Here is a 19,033-nt window from a genome sequence, read left to right as displayed (position 1 = left end):
CCGCCTCCGCGTCAAGGCGCAGGCGGGTTGTCCAGAACATCCCGATAGACAGCAATCATCGCGTCCGCCTGCTCCTGATCGGTCCGCTGCGGGCCGAAGGGGGCCGGCCCCTTGAACTTTGCGGGATCCGCATCGATCTGCTCGATCACGCCGCCAAGGGCGGTCTCGTCGGGAGAAATCACGAAGCCGTTCACCCCGTGATCGACGTCTTCGCCGATGCCGCCGATATTCGACGCGACGACCCAGCAACCGCATTGCGCCGCCTCGCGTGTCACCAGCCCGAAGCTCTCCGGCCAGATCGACGGCGCCATGAGCACATCGATCCTGCCGTAGAGCTTGGCGATGTCCTTCTGCGGCTGGCGGCCGATGAACGTCACCGGCACATTCCCCCAGGTCGCGCGCTTCGACCAGTCGGGGCTCTTGGAGTGGTCGACGATGAGGAATTCCAGGTTGCGCGGCTGCAGCGCCATGACGGTGTCCCGCAGCAGGGTGTAGCCCTTGTGGGACGACATGCTGCCGATCTGCCCGCAGACGACGCGGCCGGTGTGGGAGGTGTTCTTCTCCTGCCAGGACACCGAGGCGTCGACGCCGTTCGCGCAGACCTCGGTTTCGGGAAATCCGTTGAGGCGGCAGATCTTGGCGAAACTCTCCGAGACGGTCACTTTCCGCGCCGCATCCTTGAGCAGCCCGCGCAGGTAGAACCGTCGCGACAGCGACTGCTCGACGGTGGCGTTCTCCGGCGGGTGCGCGTCCGAGATCCAGCTGTTTCCCGGGTGCCCCTCGGGGTAGACCTTGCCGTCGGCATCCACGAGGAACTGCAGGTCCGAGAACCACCAGGCATCGTGCAGGGTCACGATATAGGGGATGCCCATGTCGCGGGTGGCTTCCACGATGCTGCCGGTCAGGCGCTGGACGCAGTGGAAATGCACCAGGTCGGGCTTTTCGGTTTCCAGAAACCGCCGGAACACCTGTCCCATGTCAGGGTCCTGCGGGAGCCAGTCCATGTTCTCGCGGAAAATGACGTTGGCGCGATACACCCGCGTGCCGTCCTGGCTGTCCACCGCGACCTGGTGCGGGGTGCCTTCGTTCATGCCGGAGCTGAACACGACGAAATCGAACGCATCGCCGTGCTTTTGCCGGTAGGCCTTCAGGTTGCCTTCGAAGACGCGTGTGGCACCGCCGATGGATTGCGGCGCATAGTAGACGTTCACCATCGCGATCCGCGGCTTGCGGGCGGTCGCGGGGGACAGCGCCACGACCTCGCGTTCCAGGCTGGTCCGGAGCTGCGCGCCGAGGCTCTCGACGCTGTATTCGCGCAGAATGCGATCATGCGCCGCCTTGCCGATCTTCTGCCGCAGGGCGGGATCTTCGATCAGCGCGCTCAGGCAGCGTTCCCAGTCTTCGGTGGTGCGGGCAATGAAGGCGTCCTCGCCGTCCCGGATCACATCGAGATAGTTCCGGGTGTCGGAGAGAACCGAGGGGGTGTTGAAATACGCGGCCTCGAACCACTTCAGCTCGCTCTTGCAGTCCGTGATGACGTCGGGCGTCAGGGTGGCAAGGTTGATGTCGGCGATCCGGAGGTAGTCGTAGTAGAGCGAGATGTCCTTGGTCGGAGGAAGCCGCAGGATCCGGTCCGCGAACTGCTTGGAGAACGACGCGGGCAGCTGCAGATAGCCGGCGATGACCAGTTGCACCCGCGGGTCCCGGGCCATGATGTTGGCGATGGCCGGCAGGGCCAGGTCGCAGAAATCGTTGTTATGGGCCAGGGTCCCGCTTCCGTAGAAGAGGTTGAGCTGCTCGGTGTCCTTTGGCGCCTCTTGCAGCAGCGGTGCCCCGAACAGGCTGTCGAGCCCGTTGCGATGCAGGATGCAGCGCTTCTCGAAGACGAGCTTGGCCAGGTGCTCCTGGAGCGGCTTGGTGGAGGCGATCCCGATGCGGCAGAGCCGGGCCGCGGCATTGAACAGCGCCATGCCACGTGTGAGACCGATATATTGCGGGACCCCGACCGCGCCGCCATAGGTGTCGATCGAGGGCGGGTAGATCGGATCGAAGATCAGGTCGTCGATCTCGTAGATCGCGAGCCGGCCCGTCGCGTTCACCTGCGCGATGGCCTTGATGACCTTGGGCAGGGCAGGAACGCGGTAGAAGATGACGATGTCATGGAAGGCGAGCTCGTCCATCTGGTTCTGGATGTCCGTCCAGTTGACGACGCTCACCGTCGCGCCGGCGGCCTCCAGCTGCTCGACCTTCTGGGTGATCCTGTAGCGGTCGCATTGCGGCAGGAAGCGGTCGCCGACGATCAGCACCTTGTCGGTGGCAATCCGTCCGAGCTTTTCCGGCGCCTCGCTGGCGCCCGCGGCGAGCATCCAGATCCGGTACTGCCGTTCGACCGCCCGGACCGCTTGGTCGATCAGGTCATCGCGGCGTTCCTGGAGGATGCCTCCCAGGGTGCGCTTCTCGACATCGGCCCAGAGTTCCTCACAGAAATCGCCGAGCTGCTCGATCAGGTTCTGCTTGCTCCGCAACTGGGGCAGATAGGTCATGAGCAGATCGTAGGCCGCATCGAGATCCATCAGGGCCCGATTCATCCATAGAAGATGGGGAACGATCTTTGCGGCATCGCCGCCGCAGTCGAGCGCGCCCGAGAAGAAGCCGATCGCCTCCCGCCGCTCTTCCCGCTGAGCATGGAACTGCCCGAGCTGGAACAGGATTTCGGGATTGCCCGGATCGAAGGTACAGGCGGTCTGGAACAGGCTGTAGGCGCGCTTCATCTCTTCGTCGCCCGGCTTCTTCTGCAGGGCGGCCTTGCCGGCGGTCAGGTATATTTCGCCGTTCACCGCTGCGTTGTCGGAAAACCAGACACGGCCGCCCGAGCGCCGCCCGCGAAGCGTTTCGAGCGCCCCGCTCATGGTGGCGACGGGAGAGCCCCGCTCGGCGGTCCTGGCGATGGCCACCTGCAGAGGATCCGCCGCGCTCAGCAGATCGACCGGCAGCTTGTGAGACTTCAGCCAGGAGGACACGCTGTAGCGTCTGTTTTCCTTCAGACCGTAGCGGATGAAATGGGCCAGCCGGTCTTCCGGGCTGGTGATCCCCGCCCGAACGATATCCTTGCTTTCCTGCTCGTAGATCTCATCGACATAGCCGATGGCTTCGCAGAGCCTCAATGTCTGGTCGTAATCCCTGTTTTCGAGCTGCCTGATGAAGGACAGACCGGTCTTGAACAGGGCGATCGCGGCCTCTTCCCGCCCGGATTTGTAGGCGCAGGAGGTCAGCAGCGTGATCGCGTCGATCCGGCGCAGCTTGCTGCGCTCACTGTTGGACAGGTCGTCATCCAACGCCGGAAGGATCGAGAGCAGACCGCTGCAGTCGCCGTCGAAATCCTCGGTGTGCCCGGTCTCGCGCAGCACCTGCAGCCAGGTGAGATCCGTCTTGAGACCCTCCAGCGGGATGTCGAATTTCTCGGCAAACTCATAGAGGTTGCCGGCCCGCTTCTCGCGCTGCCCCGATTTCTCGTAGTGTTTCTGCAAGGCGCTTTCCGACGTCAGACCGGCGGCGATGAGATCCGGGTAGACCGTTGCATAGAAAAGATAGTCGAAGGGATGCTCGGGCAGGTCGGGGAGGGTTTTGTCTTCGGCTTGCATGGGTCCAGGATGTCTTTCGCGGATTGACGGTGCTGGCAGCGGGGCCGCGGGCCGTATCTTGTGGTCTCGGGGCTGAGCGGGCGTCTGCGCAGGTCTTCCTCGTGCGGAGGGCCGAACGCGACGCCCGGCCTCTATATTTCCAGGCTCCGATAGTCGGGATTGAGGGTCTGATCATTGGCCCGGAAGGCGGGCATGGCGGTTTGATCCTCGGCGTAGATCGCGGCGTCATCGGCGCTGACAGCCTCCTTCCAGAGGCCGAGAAACGCAAGCCGGTTGAGGATATTGTGCTGCCCCCGTCCCGGCGACTTGCCTTCGAGGTGGAGGATCTGGGGGCCGAACGCGTAGTGGATCTTCAGCCCGAGCACCCGGCTCATGCGGAGGCAGATGTCGATGTCTTCCGATCCGTTGACATAGATCGGGCTGAAACCGCGGAGCTTGGCCCAGTCGCTGGCCCGCATCATCATGCAGGCTCCGGTCACCGCGGTCATCCGGCGGTCCCGCATGACATGCGCCGCGCCGCCCGGCTGGCCCTTGTAGATGTGATAGGGGAAGCGGCTCAGCGCGTTGAAGGCGATGCCGGCGTGCTGAACGGTCATGTCCTCGTAGAGCAGCCGCGACCCGACGATCCCGATGCCCGGATCCTCGTGCAGGGGCGCGGTCAGCAGGTCGAGCCAGTTGGGGCTGTGCACGATCATGTCGTTGTTCAGGAACAGGATGAACTCGCCGGTGGCGAAGGACGCCCCGTAGTTGCATCCCACCGAGAACATCAGCGGCATATCGGTGCGCACCAGCCGGATCCGCGGGTCCAGCCGCTCGAGCGGCTGGAGCTGCCGGCGCACCTCGTTCTGCGAGCCGTTGTCGAGCAGGATGATCTCGTAATCGACGGTGTCGTTGGTGATGCCGAGGACGGAGCGCACCAGCTGCTCGGTGATCGCGACCTTGTTGTAGATCGGCACGACGATCGAGACCCGGCCCGGCACGCGCTGACGGGTCAGCATCGCCCGCCAGTCGATCAGGGTGAACTGGGCGGCCACGAGGGGCGCGTTGTGGCGCGCCACGAAGGCGGAGCTGCCGGGCATCATTTCCGCATCGAGGCGCCGGGCGTGGGCATCGTCCGGGGTCAGGGCGGGCCTTGGCAGCGGTGGCGGCGCGGCGGCTTCGCGCGCCTTTTGCCGCTCCAGATGCGCCTCCAGCGCGGCCGCGTCGGCGAAGGCCGGAGAGATGTCCAGCGCGGCATGCGCCGCGCCCGAAAGACCGGCCGGAGCGATCACCTGCTCGGCGCGCTGCAGCAGCCAGTGAAGTTCCGGATCGCGGGTTTCCGCCTGCCATGCGGAGGGCGGGCAATCGGGGGCGATCTCGAGGAACAGCCGCAGGCCCTTCAGCGCCTCTGGCGCGTCATCGATCCTTTCGCGCGGGTGCGACGGGCCGTGGTAGCGGATCACGAGCGCCTCGGGCGGCGTGACATGCTCGAGCACATGCAGGGTCGAATCCGGCCAGACCGAGGCGTGCAGGGGCCCGAGGATCGGTTCCAGCAGCGAGGCGAGATGATCGGTGCCGGCGCTGGCGCCCGCCTGGCGGGGGCCGCGGCGGATCACCATGACCTCGGCGGGGGTCGCGGCAGAGGCCCGGCCCGCCAGGGTGCGGCGATAGATGTGCTTGTAGCGCTCGGCCATGATGCCGAGGCTGTAGTGACGCCCGTAGCCGTCCTGCCAGCTGTCGACCTCGGCGCAGCGGGCGCGGATCTCGTCGGGAGAGCGGGCGAGATGGCGCAGATGCGCCATCACCGCCTCGGCCGACATGTCCTCCAGCGCCCAGCCTCCGCCATGGCGGCCGATCCGCTCGCCGGTGGCCCCGAGCGCCCCGGCGACCACCGGCAGGCCGGCAGCCCACATCTCGGTCACCGTATGGCTGTAGGTTTCGGGCCAGATCGAGAAGACGGCGCCCAGATGCGGGCTGATCCGGCGGATCAGTTCGTTCAGCTGGTCACGCTCGTAGCGCCCGTGAGAGATGCCGTAGGGGCTGAGATCCTCGCGCGAGACGCCGGCGAAGTGGAATTCCAGCTCGTCCTCGGTATCCAGGGCCTTCAATTCGCGGATCAGGTCGAGCCCCTTTGCCGGAACCAGATGGCCCGGGACGAAGATGCGCAGCGGCTCGTGGTCGCGCGGAGGCCGGCCGAGGCGGTCCATGATCGGGAAATCCCGCGCATGCGGGATGACCTCGAAGGGAACGTCCTCCAGCCCGTAATGCCCGCGGATCAGGTCGCGGGCGGTCGGCGAGGTGGTGATGAGACCGTCGCACTCCCCGAGCACCTTCCGGAACCGGGTCTGCCAGCTCTTGATCCAGGCATGCTTCAGCGTCGGCGCGGTTTCGGGCCGCCAGAGCTCGACATTGCAATCGGCGCCGCCTTCGGTGCAGCGGCCGCCGCAATAGCGGTTCTCCGCGTCGAGCAGCTTCACGTTCGGACACACCGTGTAGAAATCGTGGAGCGAGAACAGGACCGGGATCTCGAGGGTTTTCGCGGTCGAGATCAGGCTCAGCCCGTGGCGGCCGATATGGCGGATATGGACCAGCTCGAAGGCGTAGCGCTGCAGCAGGTCGGCGACCGCATCCCGATAGGCCGGGGAATCGTGCGAGATCGGCTCGACCGCGGGGCTGAGGGCGATGGTTTCCACCTCCTCGCGGGTCCGGCCGGTGATCCGGAACAGCCGCAGCGTGGCGGTCGAGCACAGCAGCAGGAACGGCTCGTAATCGTCCTGGACCGAGGACATCAGATCCATGTTGGTCTGCGGCGTGCCGCCGCTTTCCACGCCGATCACATAGGCGACCCTGGGGCGCGCGATCCCCTGGTCGCGCAGCCGGGTCCGGGCGATGCGGTGACGCATCGCCTTCATCGCGGGACTGGCGGCGAAGGCAAGACCGACCGCCTTGCCGTATTCGGGATACATCTGCGGGATCAGTTCGTTCGCGGTGTCCATCAGCGCGGTCTTGTCGCCGAGGAAGCTTTTCGACCGCTCGTGATAGATCAGCACGTTCTCCGCGAGCACGTGCTCCCAGCCGGCCTGCAGGCCGCGCATGCAGAAATCGTTCTCCTCGCCATAGCCGCGCGGGAAGGTCTCTTCGTCGAAGAGACCGATATCGCGGACCATGCGGTCCGAGACGTACATGCAGAAGCCCGATCCGGTCGGCAGGCGGAGATGCTGCATCGTGCTGCTATGGGTGATGGCGCGGGCGTACTCGTCTTCCGAGAGCCAGGGCGGCGTCGGGTTGGCGGCGTTGCGCTCGGGCACCGAAAACGCGCCGGCATTGTCCGAGACCGCGGTGACCGTGCCGATCGACGGGCGCTGCAGGGCGGCGCGCTGCAGCAGGCTCAGCCATTGCGGGGTGACGCGCGTGTCGCTGTTCAGCAGCACGGTGTCGCGCCCGGCGGCCTGGCGCATGGCGGCGTTGATGTTGCGCGTGTAGCCGAGGTTTTCCGGCTGGTGCAGCACCGTGACGCCGGGATGCGCGGCGGCCCGGTCCAGAAGCGGGCGGATGCGCGCGTCGGGGCTGGCGTCATTGGCCAGCAGGAGATGGTGCCCGTCCTCGGCAAAGGCGGTGTGGCGCAGCAGGCTGTCGATGCAGGCCTCGACATCCTCGACCGCGTTGTAGACCGGCACGATGACCGTGACGGGGGCGGTCGTGAACAGCCTTTGCGGCGTTCCGGAAGACGCGGTCAGCGAATTGGCCAGCGGCTCGGAGCGGTTCTTCAGGCGCACCCCGCCGTCGAGGTGCTCGACATAGGGCATGAGCGGATCATGCGGCAGCGTGGCGGGATCGTAGCCGCAGCGGAAGCCCGCCTGTGGAAAGCTGGGAAACAGGTTCTGGATGTCAGGCCGGGGGATGTTGGCCGGTCGCTGATCGTAGGGGACGCCGTTGAACCCGACGCACAGCTGCGCCGGGCTGCCGGGGGTGCGGAAATCCACCGCCCAGCCTCTCACCACGCCCTGGTCGCAGCCCTCGACATTGCCGAGAACCGGGCTGTCGAGGGGCAGCTCGCAGGTGTGCAGCCGGACCGTCCCGCACTCGAACCCGACCTGCGCCGTCCCGGCGCCGAACAGGCAGGGCAGCTCCGCCCGGTGCAGGGACGCGGGCTCGTCCAGGGCCGGGAAGGAGAGGGTGTATTCCCGCGGGCCGACCATGACACGGAGCGCCGGCAGCTGCTCGGCGGGTCGGGGCGTGGGGCTGACCGCGTAGACCACGACCCGGCGCTCCCGCGGCACCGCGAAGCCGTGCAGCTCGACCCCGTCCGCATGATGGGTGAAGAGCGCCGTCGCGCCGGCATCCTGCGGTGCCATTCCGGCCGGATCGAGCTGCGTCGCCACCGGCGTTTCCGGGGCCGGGGCCGGGATCGGAGCGGCTTCGAGCACCCGATGTGCGAGCAGCTGCGCCAGCGGCGCCCTGGAGATCGCCTCTCCGGACCGGCTGTCGCGCACGATCAGAACGGCGTCTTGGCTCAGCTCCGCCAGCGGAAGCGGGATCGCATAGCCGCATTCCGCGCGGCCCCCGAACGCCGCCTGGACGTCCGGACGCGGCTGGTCGGCGAGCACCTCTCCGGCCAGCACCGTCTCGCCGGCGCAGAGGTCGATCCGCGCCGGTGCCGGTTCGCCATCCTTGGTGCACCAGCCATGCAGGGTTTCGCCATGGATCGCGTCGATATTGCCGCGATAGGATTTGCTGCGCAGGCGCTGCTTTCCGACGGGCTTGCCGCTGGAGGCGTCGACGAGGGTGACGACGTGCTCTTTCTGCGCGGAGAGCGGCGACGGAAGCGGGATGTCGAAACCGTAATTGCCCTGTCCGATCCCTTCCGCGGCGAGATCGTCCCGATGCAGGTCACAGGGCACCGCAGTGGCGACCTCCTTGCCGTCGATGTGAAAGGTGCAGACCAGCGGCTGATCGCTGTCATTGCGTTTCGCCCAGCCAACGATGCGGGTCGAGCTCAGGGAATCGATATTGAGCGTATACCCGCTGCCGCGGCGGTAGATCTTGTTTTTAATTTGAAGCATATTTTAACCTGTCGGGCGGCGACTTGGAATAAGGGGTTCGGGAGAGGAGGCAATAATAAATCAGGAGGTCTCGGAATATGGGATGGGAATGCCATATTCTCCCATTGCGTCGGTGAAGGATGAGAGGCGCAGGTATTTTTCAGGCTTGAACGCCGCGTAGTACGATGCGGCATCCGGATGGAGAAGCACCTTCACAAGGTGATGGCCAGCGCCTCTCTTGTCCCTGTGCGCGATAAGCGTGTCCCGGTCGAAATTGGGAACCCGCCCGCCGAGCTTTTCCCGCGTGTGCCGCTGGGCGTATTCGAAGGGCTTCCAGTGGTAATGCGCGTATACGAAATTCGTCGCGCGCTTGCCGCCTCCGTGCTTCGACTTGCCGTCGTGAAACCCGATATCCAGGCTTTCGCAGGTCTGCCTGGCAAAGAAGGTCTTGCGGACTTCGGTGGTGGGGCGGAACATCCCAGTCATGGCCGGATGGTTGTCATAGCCTTTCCCGATGAACAGCACGCGCTTTGCATCCTTGTACTGCGCGAGCTCTTCGAGGATGTCGGCTTTCCGGAAAGAGGGGCTCTCGCCCTCGCGTTCGACGCCGATGAACTCGTCGCAATCGAGCGGGAAAAAGAAATCATAGTCGTCTTTTTCGTCGAGTTCTTTTATCCGACGCGCAATGATCCCGCCCTTGTTTTCGAAATCGGATTTTTCCGAATGCGCGCGGTTTACATTTACCCCGGCTTCTTCGGCCTGATCGAGAATGTGCAGGACGTCGGGCATCGTCGAGCCGTTGTCGTAAATGTACAGGTTTTCAGCGCCAAAAAGTCGACTGTAATACTGGATCCAAGGTGCAAGAAGCTGAGCTTCATTCTTCTGCATCATCAAACAGGCGACTTTCAAAACGTCTTTCTCCCGATGGTATTTCTATCTTCGACGTAACTGAGGGGGGCGGTCAGGCAGGGCTGGGATCAGCCCCGCAGCAGCCCCATGAGATACCGCCCGTAATCGTTCTTGCGGAACTTGTCAGCCCGTGCCGCCAGCTGCTCGCGGTCGATCCAGCCCTGGTCGAAGGCGATCTCCTCGGGGCAGCCCGCCTGCTGGCCCTGGCGCTTTTCCAGCGTGCGCACGAAGTTGCCGGCATCGAGCAGCGAGCCGTGGGTGCCGGTGTCGAGCCAGGCGTAGCCGCGGCCCATGCGCTTCACGTCGAGCTGGCCTTCGTGCAGGTACATCTCGAGCAGCGTGGTGATCTCGAGCTCGCCGCGCGGCGAAGGCGCGACCTGCTTGGCCCGCTCCGGCGCGCTGCCGTCGAGGAAGTAGAGACCGGTGACCGCGTAGTTCGACGGCGGCACCTCGGGCTTCTCGATGATCGAGGTGGCGCGGCCGTCGGCGTCGAAATCCACCACGCCGTAGCGCTCGGGATCGGCGACGCGGTAGCCGAAGACGGTGCCGCCGCTCTCGCGGGCATCGGCCTGGGCCATCATGTCGGGCAGGCCGTGGCCGTAGAAGATGTTGTCGCCCAGAACCAGCGCCGAGGGCGCGCCGGCGAGGAAGTCCTCGGCGAGGATGAAGGCCTGGGCCAGCCCGTCCGGGCTCGGCTGCACCACGTAAGTCAGCTCGATGCCCCACTGGCTGCCGTCGCCCAGCGTGCGCTTGAACTGCTCCTGGTCCTGCGGCGTGGTGATCAGGCAGATCTCGCGGATGCCGGCGAGCATCAGCACCGACAGCGGGTAGTAGATCATCGGTTTGTCATAGACCGGCAGAAGCTGCTTCGAGACGCCGATGGTGATCGGGTAGAGCCGGGTGCCGGAGCCGCCTGCGAGGATGATGCCTTTGCGTTTCGTCATCGAACTGTGCCTTGTCTTACGTCTCAAGAAATTCCGGGAAGGTCAGCATCTTTGCGTCGAGATGCGTGGCGTAAAGGGTCATGTCGCCGGCATAGAGCCCGGCTACCCGGGCGCTCAGCGGCGCGTCGTAAAGCTGCGCGTGGGCGGGCAGGCGCCCGTCGCGCTTCAGCGCCGCCAGCTCCGAGACCGGCATGTCGGCAAAGCATCCCTCGCCGATCAACGCGACCCGGTCGGTGCCGTGCCCGGTCAGGCTGCGGGCGTCCTGCACCTCGAAGCCGATTTCGTCGCGCAGCACCGGGGCCACCTCGCGGAAGGCTTCCAGCGCGAAGACGCGGGAATAGCGCTCGTAGACCAGGAAGTCCTGCTGCGGGCGCCAGTGGATGTTGACCTTCAGCAGGTCCTCGCCCTCGAGCAGCGCGACGAAGGCGCGGAAGCTCAGCCCGTCGGGATCGAAGCCGTCGCGGGTCAGCCGGTAGAGCTGCCAGAGCTCGGGCGTCTTGTCGACGATCTTGTCGAGAAACACGCTGGCCAGCCGCGCATGCGGGCAGCGCAGCACGGTGAAGCTGAACGGCGCCCGCACCAGCTCGGGCAGGGTGGCCGAGAAGGTGCCGTTGTTGAGGTGGATCCAGGTCCAGTCCTCGGGGCCGGCGATGCAGTTGTTGGCGCGCGCCATCGAGTAGCGCAGGGTCGAACAGGCGTTCTTCGGGATGAAGCTGTAGACCGCGCCAGAGGGGTAGTGCACCAGTGCGTTATGCGCCGCGAAGCCATGTGCCTTGTTCTGCGACAGGGCGACATCCTCGCTGCGGGCATATCGCAGCAGTCCGGTCATTGTCCGGACTGCTCCAGATCGGCGAGCAGCGCGCGCAGCCCGTCGCGCCAGTCGGGGCGCGCGATGCCGAAGGTCGCTTCGGTGGCGCTGTTGTCCATGCGCGAGTTCAGCGGGCGCTGCGCCGGGGTCGGGTAGTCGCTCGAGGGGATGTCGGCCACCTCGCAGGTGATCCCGGCCTGGGCAAAGATCTCGCGGGCGAAATCGGCCCAGCTCACATCCGGCCCGCCGGAGAAATGGTAGGTGCCCGATTTCGACGGATCCTCGCGCAGCGCGGCGGCGATGGCGAGGCAGGCATCGGCGATGTCGGCGGCGCAGGTCGGCCCGCCCACCTGGTCGGCGACGATGGTCAGCCGGTCGCGATCGGCCCCGAGCCGCAGCATGGTCTTGACGAAGTTCTTGCCATGCGACGAGACCACCCAGGAGGTGCGCAGGATGGCATGGGCGCCGCCGGCGGCGCGCACCGCCTCCTCGCCCGCGAGCTTGCTGCGCCCGTAGGCGCCGAGCGGGGCGGTGGGGTGGTCGGGGGCGAAGGGCGCGTCGCCGGCGCCGTCGAAGACGTAATCGGTCGAGACATGCACGAAGGGGAGGCCCGCCTCGGCGCAGGCCCGGGCGATGGCGCCCGGGGTCTCGCCGTTGATCGTGGTGGCCAGCGCCTCTTCCTCTTCGGCCTTGTCGACCGCGGTGTAGGCCACCGCGTTGATCACCGCGTCGGCCCCGGAGGCCGCGACCAGCGCGGCGCAGGCGGCGGGGTCGGTGAAATCGGCGCTGTCGCGGCCGTGGATCTCGAGCGTCACGTCGCCGGCGCGGCGCGCCAGTTCGAGCCCGAGCTGGCCGGTGCTTCCGAAGACGAGAACCTTCATGCCGAGACCTTCCCGGTCGTGCCGGTGCCGAGCCGTACGCCGACGCCCTGGCGCTCCTGCAGCGGGCGCCACCAGGCCTCGTTGTCGAGATACCATTGCACGGTCTTTTCCAGACCCTCTTCCACCGTGACCGAGGGCCGCCAGCCGAGCTCGTCGCGGATGCGCGAGGGGTCGATGGCGTAGCGCGCATCGTGGCCCGGGCGGTCGGTCACGAAGGTGATCTGGTCGGCATAGGAGCCGGCCTCTTTCGGGCGCTTGGCGTCGAGGATGGTGCAGAGCGTCTTGACCAGCTCGAGATTGGTGCGCTCGTTCTCGCCGCCGATATTGTAGCTGCGGCCCAGCTCGCCCTTCTCGACCACCAGAAGCAGCGCGTCGGCGTGATCCTCGACATAGAGCCAGTCGCGGATGTTGTCGCCCTTGCCGTAGATCGGCAGCGGCTTGCCGGCGAGCGCGTTCAGGATCACCACCGGGATGAGCTTTTCGGGGAAGTGGTAGGGGCCGTAATTGTTGGAGCAGTTGGTCAGCACCACCGGCAGGCCGTAGGTCTCGTGCCAGGCGCGCACCAGGTGGTCGGAGCTGGCTTTCGAGGCGGAATAGGGACTGCGCGGGTCGTAGGGCGTGTCCTCGGTGAACTGCACCTCCGGGTCGGCGGGCAGCGAGCCGAACACCTCGTCGGTCGAGATGTGGTGGAAGCGGAAAGCCTCGGGCTTGCCCTGCGCGACCCAGTAGGCGCGGGCGGCTTCGAGCATGTTGTAGGTGCCGGTGATGTTGGTCTCGATGAAATCGCCGGGCCCGTCGATCGAGCGGTCGACATGGCTCTCGGCGGCGAGATGCATCACCGCGTCGGGTTTGTGGGCGGCAAAGATCCGGTCGAGCGCCGCGCGGTCGCGGATATCGGCCTGCTCGAAGGCGTAGAGCGGGCTCTCGGACACCGTCGCCACGTTGTCGAGGCAGGCGGCATAGGTCAGCGCATCCAGATTGACGACCTCATGGCCGCGCGAAACGGCGAGCCGCACCACGGCCGACCCGATGAAGCCCGCGCCGCCGGTTACCAGAAGTTTCATCTGCTCTTATCCTTGATAGGTGAACGGGCTGTCGAAATCCTTCAGGAAGGGCGCCACGGCGTCCTTCTCCGAAAGCACCGCCTCGGAATTGTCGATGCCCCAGTCGATGCCGATATCGGGGTCGTCGAAGCGCACCGCGCCGTCGCAGTCGGGGGCGTAGTAATCGGTGCATTTGTAGATGATCTCGGTGTCGGGCTCGAGCGTGGCGAAGCCGTGCAGGAAGCCCGCGGGCACCAGAAGCTGCTTGCCGTTCTCGAAGCTCAGCTCCTCGCCGACCCATTTGCCGTAGGTCGGGCTGCCCTTGCGGATGTCGACGGCGACGTCGAAGAGCCGGCCCTTGCCGCAGCGCACCAGCTTGTCCTGGGCATGCGGCGGGCTCTGGAAGTGCAGGCCGCGCACAGTGCCCTTGGTGGCGCTGAGCGAGTGGTTGTCCTGCACGAAATCATAGTCGAGCCCGTGCTCGGCCATGCGCGCCTTGTTCCAGCTTTCACAGAAGAAACCGCGATTGTCGCCGAAGCGCCGGGGGGTCAGGATCAAAACGCCTGGCAGGGCGGTCTTTTCAATTTCCAGCATAATATGAACTTTTTGTCGTCTGCGCCGTTTGCTCACGCTTTGTCTACAGAGGATAACCGGGCAAAAAAAGAGCGAACTGCGCAAACGATTGGCTCCTGCGGCGATCCTTTGCCACGCGGCGCGAAAACGGGCCGCCGTCAGGAACCCGCAGCGGCAGGGGCTTTGCGCGGCGTCTCGACTACCCCGCCACCACCGCCTGCAGATCGAAGATCGGCAGCAGCACCGACAGCACCACGACCAGCACGAAACCGCCGACCAGCATCATCAGCAGCGGCTCGAGCAGCGCCGCGATGCGCTTGCGCTCGGTCGACAGGCCGGTCTCGACCAGCATCGCGGCGCGCTCGGTCATCCGGGCCAGCCGGGCCGAGCTTTCCCCGGCGGCGATCAGCTGGCGGGCGACCGGCGGGATGATCGAGAGCCGGTCCAGCGCCCGCGACAGAGGCTCGCCCTGGCGCACCGCCTCGGCCACCGCCCGGCCCTCGGTGGCGAAGCTCTCGACGCCGAGCACCGCCGAGGCGCCCTCGACCGCGCCCGGCACCGGGTGGCGGCTGGCCAGCAGCAGCGCCAGCGTGCGCATGTACTGCACCGCCGCCGAGAGCCGCATCAGCCGCCCGATCAGCGGCAGGCGCAGGCACAGCCGGTCGCGGATGCGGCGCAGCCCCGCCACCCGTCCCGAGGCAAGGCCGAGCAGCGCCAGGGCCGCCAGCAGCAGGGACAGCCAGACGGCCTGCGCGCGGATGAAGTCGCTCACCGCCAGAACCCGGCGGGTGAGCGCCGGCAGCGGCCGGCCCGCCATGTCGAACATGGCGACGATCTCGGGGGCCACCGAGACCATGAGAATGCCGCAGACCAGCAGCGACACCGCGGCGACGAAGGCGGGGTAGATCAGCGCCGTGGCGATCTGCGCCCGGTCGCTGCCGAGCTGCTCGAGATGGTCCGCCAGCTCGGCAAAGACCGCGCCGGGATCGCCGGCGGTCTCGCCGGCGCGCAGCGCCGCGATGTAATAGGGCGGAAAGCCCGCCCCGGTGCCCTCCAGCGCCTCCGACAGCGGCGCGCCCTCCATCAGCGCGGCGCGGCCCTGCGCCGCCACCGCGTCGAGCGCCGCGTGGCCGCCCGCGCGCACCGCCTCGAGCGCCGCCTCGGCCGGCAGACCCGCGGCCAGCAGCACCGCCATCTGCCGGGTGAACACCGCCTGCAGGTCGGCGTTGAGCCGGGCGCGGCGGCGCGACAGATGCCGGCCGCGCAGGGTCAGCTCGGCGACGAACAGCCCCTTCTCGGTCAGCTGGGCGGCGGCGTCGGCCTCGGTCTCGGCGACCACCGTGCCGCTGCGCTTACGGCCGTTTCCGGCATAGGCGGTGTAGCTGTAGGCCTTCACGCCACGTCCCCGACCACGCGCAGGGTCTCGGCGAGGCTGGTCCGGCCGGAGGCCGCGGCGAGCAGGCCCTGCCCGAACAGGGTCTCGGTCGCCCCGAGCGCCAGCGCCGTCATCTCCGCCTCGCTGGCGCCGCGGTCGATGGCCTCGCGCAGGGCGGCGCCGACCTCGATCATCTCGAAGATGCCGATGCGCCCGGCATGGCCGGTGCCGGCGCAGGCGTCGCAGCCGGGGGCGTCGTAGAGCCGTTCGGGTACCGGCACGTCGTGGCGCAGGAAATGCGCCGCCTCGGCGCTGTCGGGCGCGTGCGGCTCCCGGCAGGCGGTGCAGAGCCGCCGCAGCAGCCGCTGCGCGATCACCCCGCGCAGGGTGGCGGCGATCAGGAAGTTCTCGACCCCGAGATCGCGCAGCCGCACCACCGCGCCCAGCGAGCTGTTGGCGTGCAGCGACGAGAACACAAGGTGCCCGGTCAGCGCCGCCTGGGTCGCGGTGGCGGCGGTCTCGCCGTCGCGGATCTCGCCCACCAGGATCACGTCCGGGTCCTGGCGCAGGGTGGCGCGCAGCCCGGCGGCGAAGGTCATGCCGATCTCGGCGTTGATCTGGCTCTGCGAGATCCCCGGCAGGTCGTATTCGATCGGGTCCTCCACCGTGACGATGTTGCGCGCGTCCTGGTTGGCCAGCTGGAGCAGGGAATAGAGCGTCGTGGTCTTGCCGGCGCCGGTGGGGCCGGTGGCGAGGATGATGCCGTTGGGCAGCGCCGAGAGCTTCTGCAGCAGCGCCTGCTGCGGCTGCGACAGCCCGAGCTCGGCCAGCGGCATCAGCCCGGCGGAGCGGTCGAGGATGCGCAGCACGATGCGTTCGCCGTAATGGCCCGGCAGCGAGGAGACGCGGCAGTCGATGGTCCGGCCGCCGAGCGCGAGCGCGATGCGCCCGTCCTGCGGCAGGCGGGTCTCGGCGATGTCGAGCCCGGCCATCACCTTGAGCCGCGACACGATGCGCCGCACCGGCACGTCGGAGCGGTCCATCACCGTCTGCAGGAAGCCGTCGACCCGCATCCGGGCGCGCAGCCCGCCCTCGTGCGGCTCCACGTGCAGGTCCGAGGCCTCGGCCTGCACCGCCTGGCGCAGCAGCCGGTTGACCAGCCGGATCACCGGCGCCTCGCCGGGATCCTCGAGCAGGTCGCGCTGGCGCGCGGACGCGGTCTCGTCGCCGAGATCGAACAGCAGGTCCGAGGGGGTCTCCTCGCCGGTATCCGACTGGTAGACGCGGGCCAGTTCAGTCTCGAACCGGGCGCTGTCGGTCTCTTCCACCTGCAGCGCGGCCCTGGGGCCGGCGCGGCGCTGCGCCTCCCGCAGGCCCAGCATCGTCGCCCCCGGCGCGGCGATCAGCCGGGCGCCGTCGAGGATCACCTGCTGGTCGCGGGCGAAGGCGAAGGGCAGCCTAGTCGGTGCTGAAACGGAGCCGGCTGGGAAGGGGCGGGAGGTTGCGGCTTTGGGCGATGTCATCGACGAATCCGGCATCGAAGGGTTGGTTGAGATCGGCCCCGTCGAAGGGCAGCGAGCCCGTCGGCAGGCGCGGGTAGCGGCCGTCGTCGAGCGGGCGCATGGCGAGGCTGGCGGCTTTCGCCTCGCCGGCCAGCCGGCGGGTCAGCGCCTCGGCCTCGGTGTCGTTCGAGACCACCTGCGGGCGCATCAGCACCAGCAGCACGCGCTGGTTTTCGCTGACGTTGCGGCCCCGGAACAGGCCGCCGACCAGCGGGATGTCCGACAGCCCCGGCACCCGCTGCGAGACGGTGCCGTCGCCATCCTCGAGCAGGCCGCCGAGCATGATGACATTGCCATCGCGCACCAGCGCGGTGGTCGACAGGGTGCGCTTGGCGGTGATCTCGCCGCCGGCGGAGGAGGTCGAGTTGGTCAGGTTCGACACTTCCTGCTTGATCACCATCTTCACCGTGCGGTCGGCATTGATCTGCGGCGTGACGTTCAGCGTCAGGCCGACGTCCTGGCGCTCGATGGTCTGGAACGGGTTCTCGACCGCGCTGCTGTCGCTGACGGTGGAGTAGGAGCCGGTGACGAAGGGCACGTTCTGGGCCACCACGATCTCGGCTTCCTGGTTGTTCAGGGTCAGGATCGACGGGGTCGAGAGCAGCCGGGTGGAGTTGCTCGAGGCGATGGCGCTGAGCAGCGCGACGATGCCGCTGTCGCCGCGCTGGTGCACGCCGCCGAGCGAGCCGCCATTGCCGATGGCGGGGGTGGTGTTGTCGCGCAGGGCGGAAATGACGCTGGTCAGGGTCGACCGGCCGTCGAGCGAGAACTGGGCGCCGCCGACCAGCGCGTTGTTCAGCACCGCGCCGAACTGCGTCGAGAGGTCCGAGAAGCCCTCGCTCGACATCTCGAAGATCACCGCCTCGACCAGCACCTGGGTGGGGCGGCGGTCGAGATAGTGGATCATCTCGACGATCTCCGAGAGCCGCTCGCGCGGGGCGGTGATCAGCAAGGTGTTGGTCTGCGCCTCGGGGACGATGCGGATCGGCCCGCCGGTGCCCTCGGTGGCGGAGCCGCCGTCGATCGCCTGCAGCACCACCCCGGCCAGGGTGGCGGCATCGGCATAGTTCAGCGGCACCGCGTGCGAGGAGGTGTTGTTCTGCTGGGTGTCGAGCCGGGCGGCGAGGATGCGGATCTGCTCGCGCAGGCTGTCGGGGCCCGAGATCACCAGCGCGTTCGAGCGCCGGTCGGCGCTGACCGCGGCACCCTCGGGGATAATGTTCATCGACTGCACCACCTGCAGCACCTCGGCGGCGTTGGCGTTGCGCAGCCGGATCATCTCGATCGGCGCGTCGCGCGGCTGGTCGAGGCGCTGGATCAGCTTGCTGATGCGGGCATGGTTGGCGCCGCGGTCGGACAGGATCAGCAGACCCGATCCCGGCACCGGGGTCAGCACCGCCTCGGAGGGCAGCAGCGGGCGGACCACGTCGATCACCTCCTGCAGCGGGATGTTCTCGACCGGGATGACCCGGGTCTCGAAGCCCTGCGGCGCGCCGGCCACGGTGTCGCCGGAGAGTTCGCGCGCCACGTTCATCGGCACGATCCGGTCGGCGCCGTTGCCGTCGACCACGGTCAGCCGGTTGAGCTCGAGCACGCTGAGAAAGACCTGGTAGAGCGCGCCGGGGCTGAGCTCGCCCGGGGCCATCACGGTGACGGTGCCGCGCACCCCGGGATCGAGCACGAAGCTGCGCCCGGTGGCCTCCGAGACGATCTCGACGAAGTTGCGCAGGTCCGCGTCACGCAGGTCCAGCCGCACCTGCGCCGCAGCCGGGGCCGGGCCAAGGGGGGCAAAGGGCAGGCCGGCAAGGCCCGAGAAAGCCGTCAGTGCAAAGATGGCCAGAGCCGTCCTGATCCTCGACATGTCGTATCATCCGCCTGTCTGCCGCCGCCCGGTTCGCAGGGTCCGGGCAGCTTGTTTTCCGAGACCTTAGCCGATCCGGGCGCAAAAGACACTCTTTGCTGCGGCGCAGGCGCCGATTTCGGCGGGCGGTGCCGCGGGGCGGGCTCAGTCGGGAAAGGCCAGCAGCTCCTCGGGGTTGCCCTGGCGCGACAGCCACAGGCCGGCGGCGTCGATGCGGGTGACCCGGATGTCTTCGGCCAGCGCCTCGCCGCGGCGCACCAGCTGCTCGCCGGTGGGGTGGGCGACGAGGGCCCAGACCGCCTCGCCGTTGCGGACCACGCCGCGCAGCTGGTAGCCGAGGCTGTCCAGCGGCGGCATCGGGACCGCCGGGGGCTGCGGCGCGACCGCCGGGGCCGGGGCCGGCTCGGGCGCCGGG

At 67.6% G+C, this 19,033-nt stretch carries 12 protein-coding genes; all 12 read right to left on the bottom strand.

Features of this window, described 5'->3' with window-relative positions:
- Positions 1–11: 11 nt before the first annotated feature.
- Positions 12–3,641 carry a glycosyltransferase gene (locus tag AC6RA4_RS00425; protein WP_500156298.1) on the bottom strand — a complete coding sequence of 1,210 codons (3,630 nt, stop codon included), beginning with the start codon at positions 3,639–3,641 and terminating at the stop codon, positions 12–14.
- A gap of 131 nt (positions 3,642–3,772) precedes the next feature.
- On the bottom strand, positions 3,773–8,683 hold the full coding sequence (locus tag AC6RA4_RS00420) for a glycosyltransferase (RefSeq protein WP_500156296.1): 4,911 nt from the start codon (positions 8,681–8,683) through the stop codon (positions 3,773–3,775).
- A gap of 60 nt (positions 8,684–8,743) precedes the next feature.
- The gene (locus AC6RA4_RS00415; RefSeq protein ID WP_500156294.1) at positions 8,744–9,571 is read right to left on the bottom strand and encodes a glycosyltransferase family 2 protein; all 828 of its coding nucleotides are present in this window, start codon (positions 9,569–9,571) and stop codon (positions 8,744–8,746) included.
- Between the two features lie 68 nt (positions 9,572–9,639).
- Positions 9,640–10,515, bottom strand: a complete 876-nt coding sequence (gene rfbA / locus AC6RA4_RS00410) for a glucose-1-phosphate thymidylyltransferase RfbA (RefSeq protein ID WP_500156292.1) — start codon at positions 10,513–10,515, stop codon at positions 9,640–9,642.
- 16 nt (positions 10,516–10,531) lie between these two features.
- Positions 10,532–11,344, bottom strand: coding sequence for a sulfotransferase family 2 domain-containing protein (locus AC6RA4_RS00405; protein ID WP_500156290.1), 813 nt, complete (start codon positions 11,342–11,344; stop codon positions 10,532–10,534).
- Positions 11,341–12,204, bottom strand: coding sequence for a dTDP-4-dehydrorhamnose reductase (rfbD, locus tag AC6RA4_RS00400; protein ID WP_500156288.1), 864 nt, complete (start codon positions 12,202–12,204; stop codon positions 11,341–11,343). The genes AC6RA4_RS00405 and rfbD overlap by 4 nt, the downstream gene beginning before the upstream one ends.
- Positions 12,201–13,268, bottom strand: coding sequence for a dTDP-glucose 4,6-dehydratase (rfbB, locus tag AC6RA4_RS00395; RefSeq protein ID WP_500156286.1), 1,068 nt, complete (start codon positions 13,266–13,268; stop codon positions 12,201–12,203). The genes rfbD and rfbB overlap by 4 nt, the downstream gene beginning before the upstream one ends.
- A gap of 6 nt (positions 13,269–13,274) precedes the next feature.
- A complete protein-coding gene (gene rfbC, locus AC6RA4_RS00390) occupies positions 13,275–13,841 on the bottom strand; it encodes a dTDP-4-dehydrorhamnose 3,5-epimerase (protein WP_500156284.1) in 567 nt (188 codons plus the stop codon).
- Between the two features lie 178 nt (positions 13,842–14,019).
- A complete protein-coding gene (locus AC6RA4_RS00385) occupies positions 14,020–15,216 on the bottom strand; it encodes a type II secretion system F family protein (protein ID WP_500156282.1) in 1,197 nt (398 codons plus the stop codon).
- Positions 15,213–16,718: a GspE/PulE family protein gene (locus tag AC6RA4_RS00380; protein ID WP_500156280.1), complete on the bottom strand. Its 1,506-nt coding sequence runs from the start codon at positions 16,716–16,718 to the stop codon at positions 15,213–15,215. The genes AC6RA4_RS00385 and AC6RA4_RS00380 overlap by 4 nt, the downstream gene beginning before the upstream one ends.
- The gene (gene gspD, locus AC6RA4_RS00375; protein ID WP_500156279.1) at positions 16,654–18,618 is read right to left on the bottom strand and encodes a type II secretion system secretin GspD; all 1,965 of its coding nucleotides are present in this window, start codon (positions 18,616–18,618) and stop codon (positions 16,654–16,656) included. Before gspD ends, AC6RA4_RS00380 begins: the two co-directional genes overlap by 65 nt.
- A gap of 144 nt (positions 18,619–18,762) precedes the next feature.
- Positions 18,763–19,033, bottom strand: a 271-nt coding sequence (locus AC6RA4_RS00370) for a hypothetical protein (protein ID WP_500156277.1), incomplete at its 5' end; no start/stop codon positions are given.

It is taken from the genome of Salipiger sp., from assembly GCF_059781815.1.
The sequence above is the reverse complement of the archived record's forward strand: the minus strand, read 5'-3'. Positions and strand labels throughout refer to the sequence as shown.

Bases quoted from the DNA above. Each gene is read 5' to 3' on its own strand.
- AC6RA4_RS00425 (WP_500156298.1), bottom strand. From the start codon at position 3,641: ATGCAAGCCGAAGACAAAACCCTCCCCGACCTGCCCGAGCATCCCTTC.
- AC6RA4_RS00420 (WP_500156296.1), bottom strand. From the start codon at position 8,683: ATGCTTCAAATTAAAAACAAGATCTACCGCCGCGGCAGCGGGTATACG.
- rfbA (WP_500156292.1), bottom strand. From the start codon at position 10,515: ATGACGAAACGCAAAGGCATCATCCTCGCAGGCGGCTCCGGCACCCGG.
- AC6RA4_RS00405 (WP_500156290.1), bottom strand. From the start codon at position 11,344: ATGACCGGACTGCTGCGATATGCCCGCAGCGAGGATGTCGCCCTGTCG.
- rfbD (WP_500156288.1), bottom strand. From the start codon at position 12,204: ATGAAGGTTCTCGTCTTCGGAAGCACCGGCCAGCTCGGGCTCGAACTG.
- rfbB (WP_500156286.1), bottom strand. From the start codon at position 13,268: ATGAAACTTCTGGTAACCGGCGGCGCGGGCTTCATCGGGTCGGCCGTG.
- rfbC (WP_500156284.1), bottom strand. From the start codon at position 13,841: ATGCTGGAAATTGAAAAGACCGCCCTGCCAGGCGTTTTGATCCTGACC.
- AC6RA4_RS00380 (WP_500156280.1), bottom strand. From the start codon at position 16,718: ATGACATCGCCCAAAGCCGCAACCTCCCGCCCCTTCCCAGCCGGCTCC.
- gspD (WP_500156279.1), bottom strand. From the start codon at position 18,618: ATGTCGAGGATCAGGACGGCTCTGGCCATCTTTGCACTGACGGCTTTC.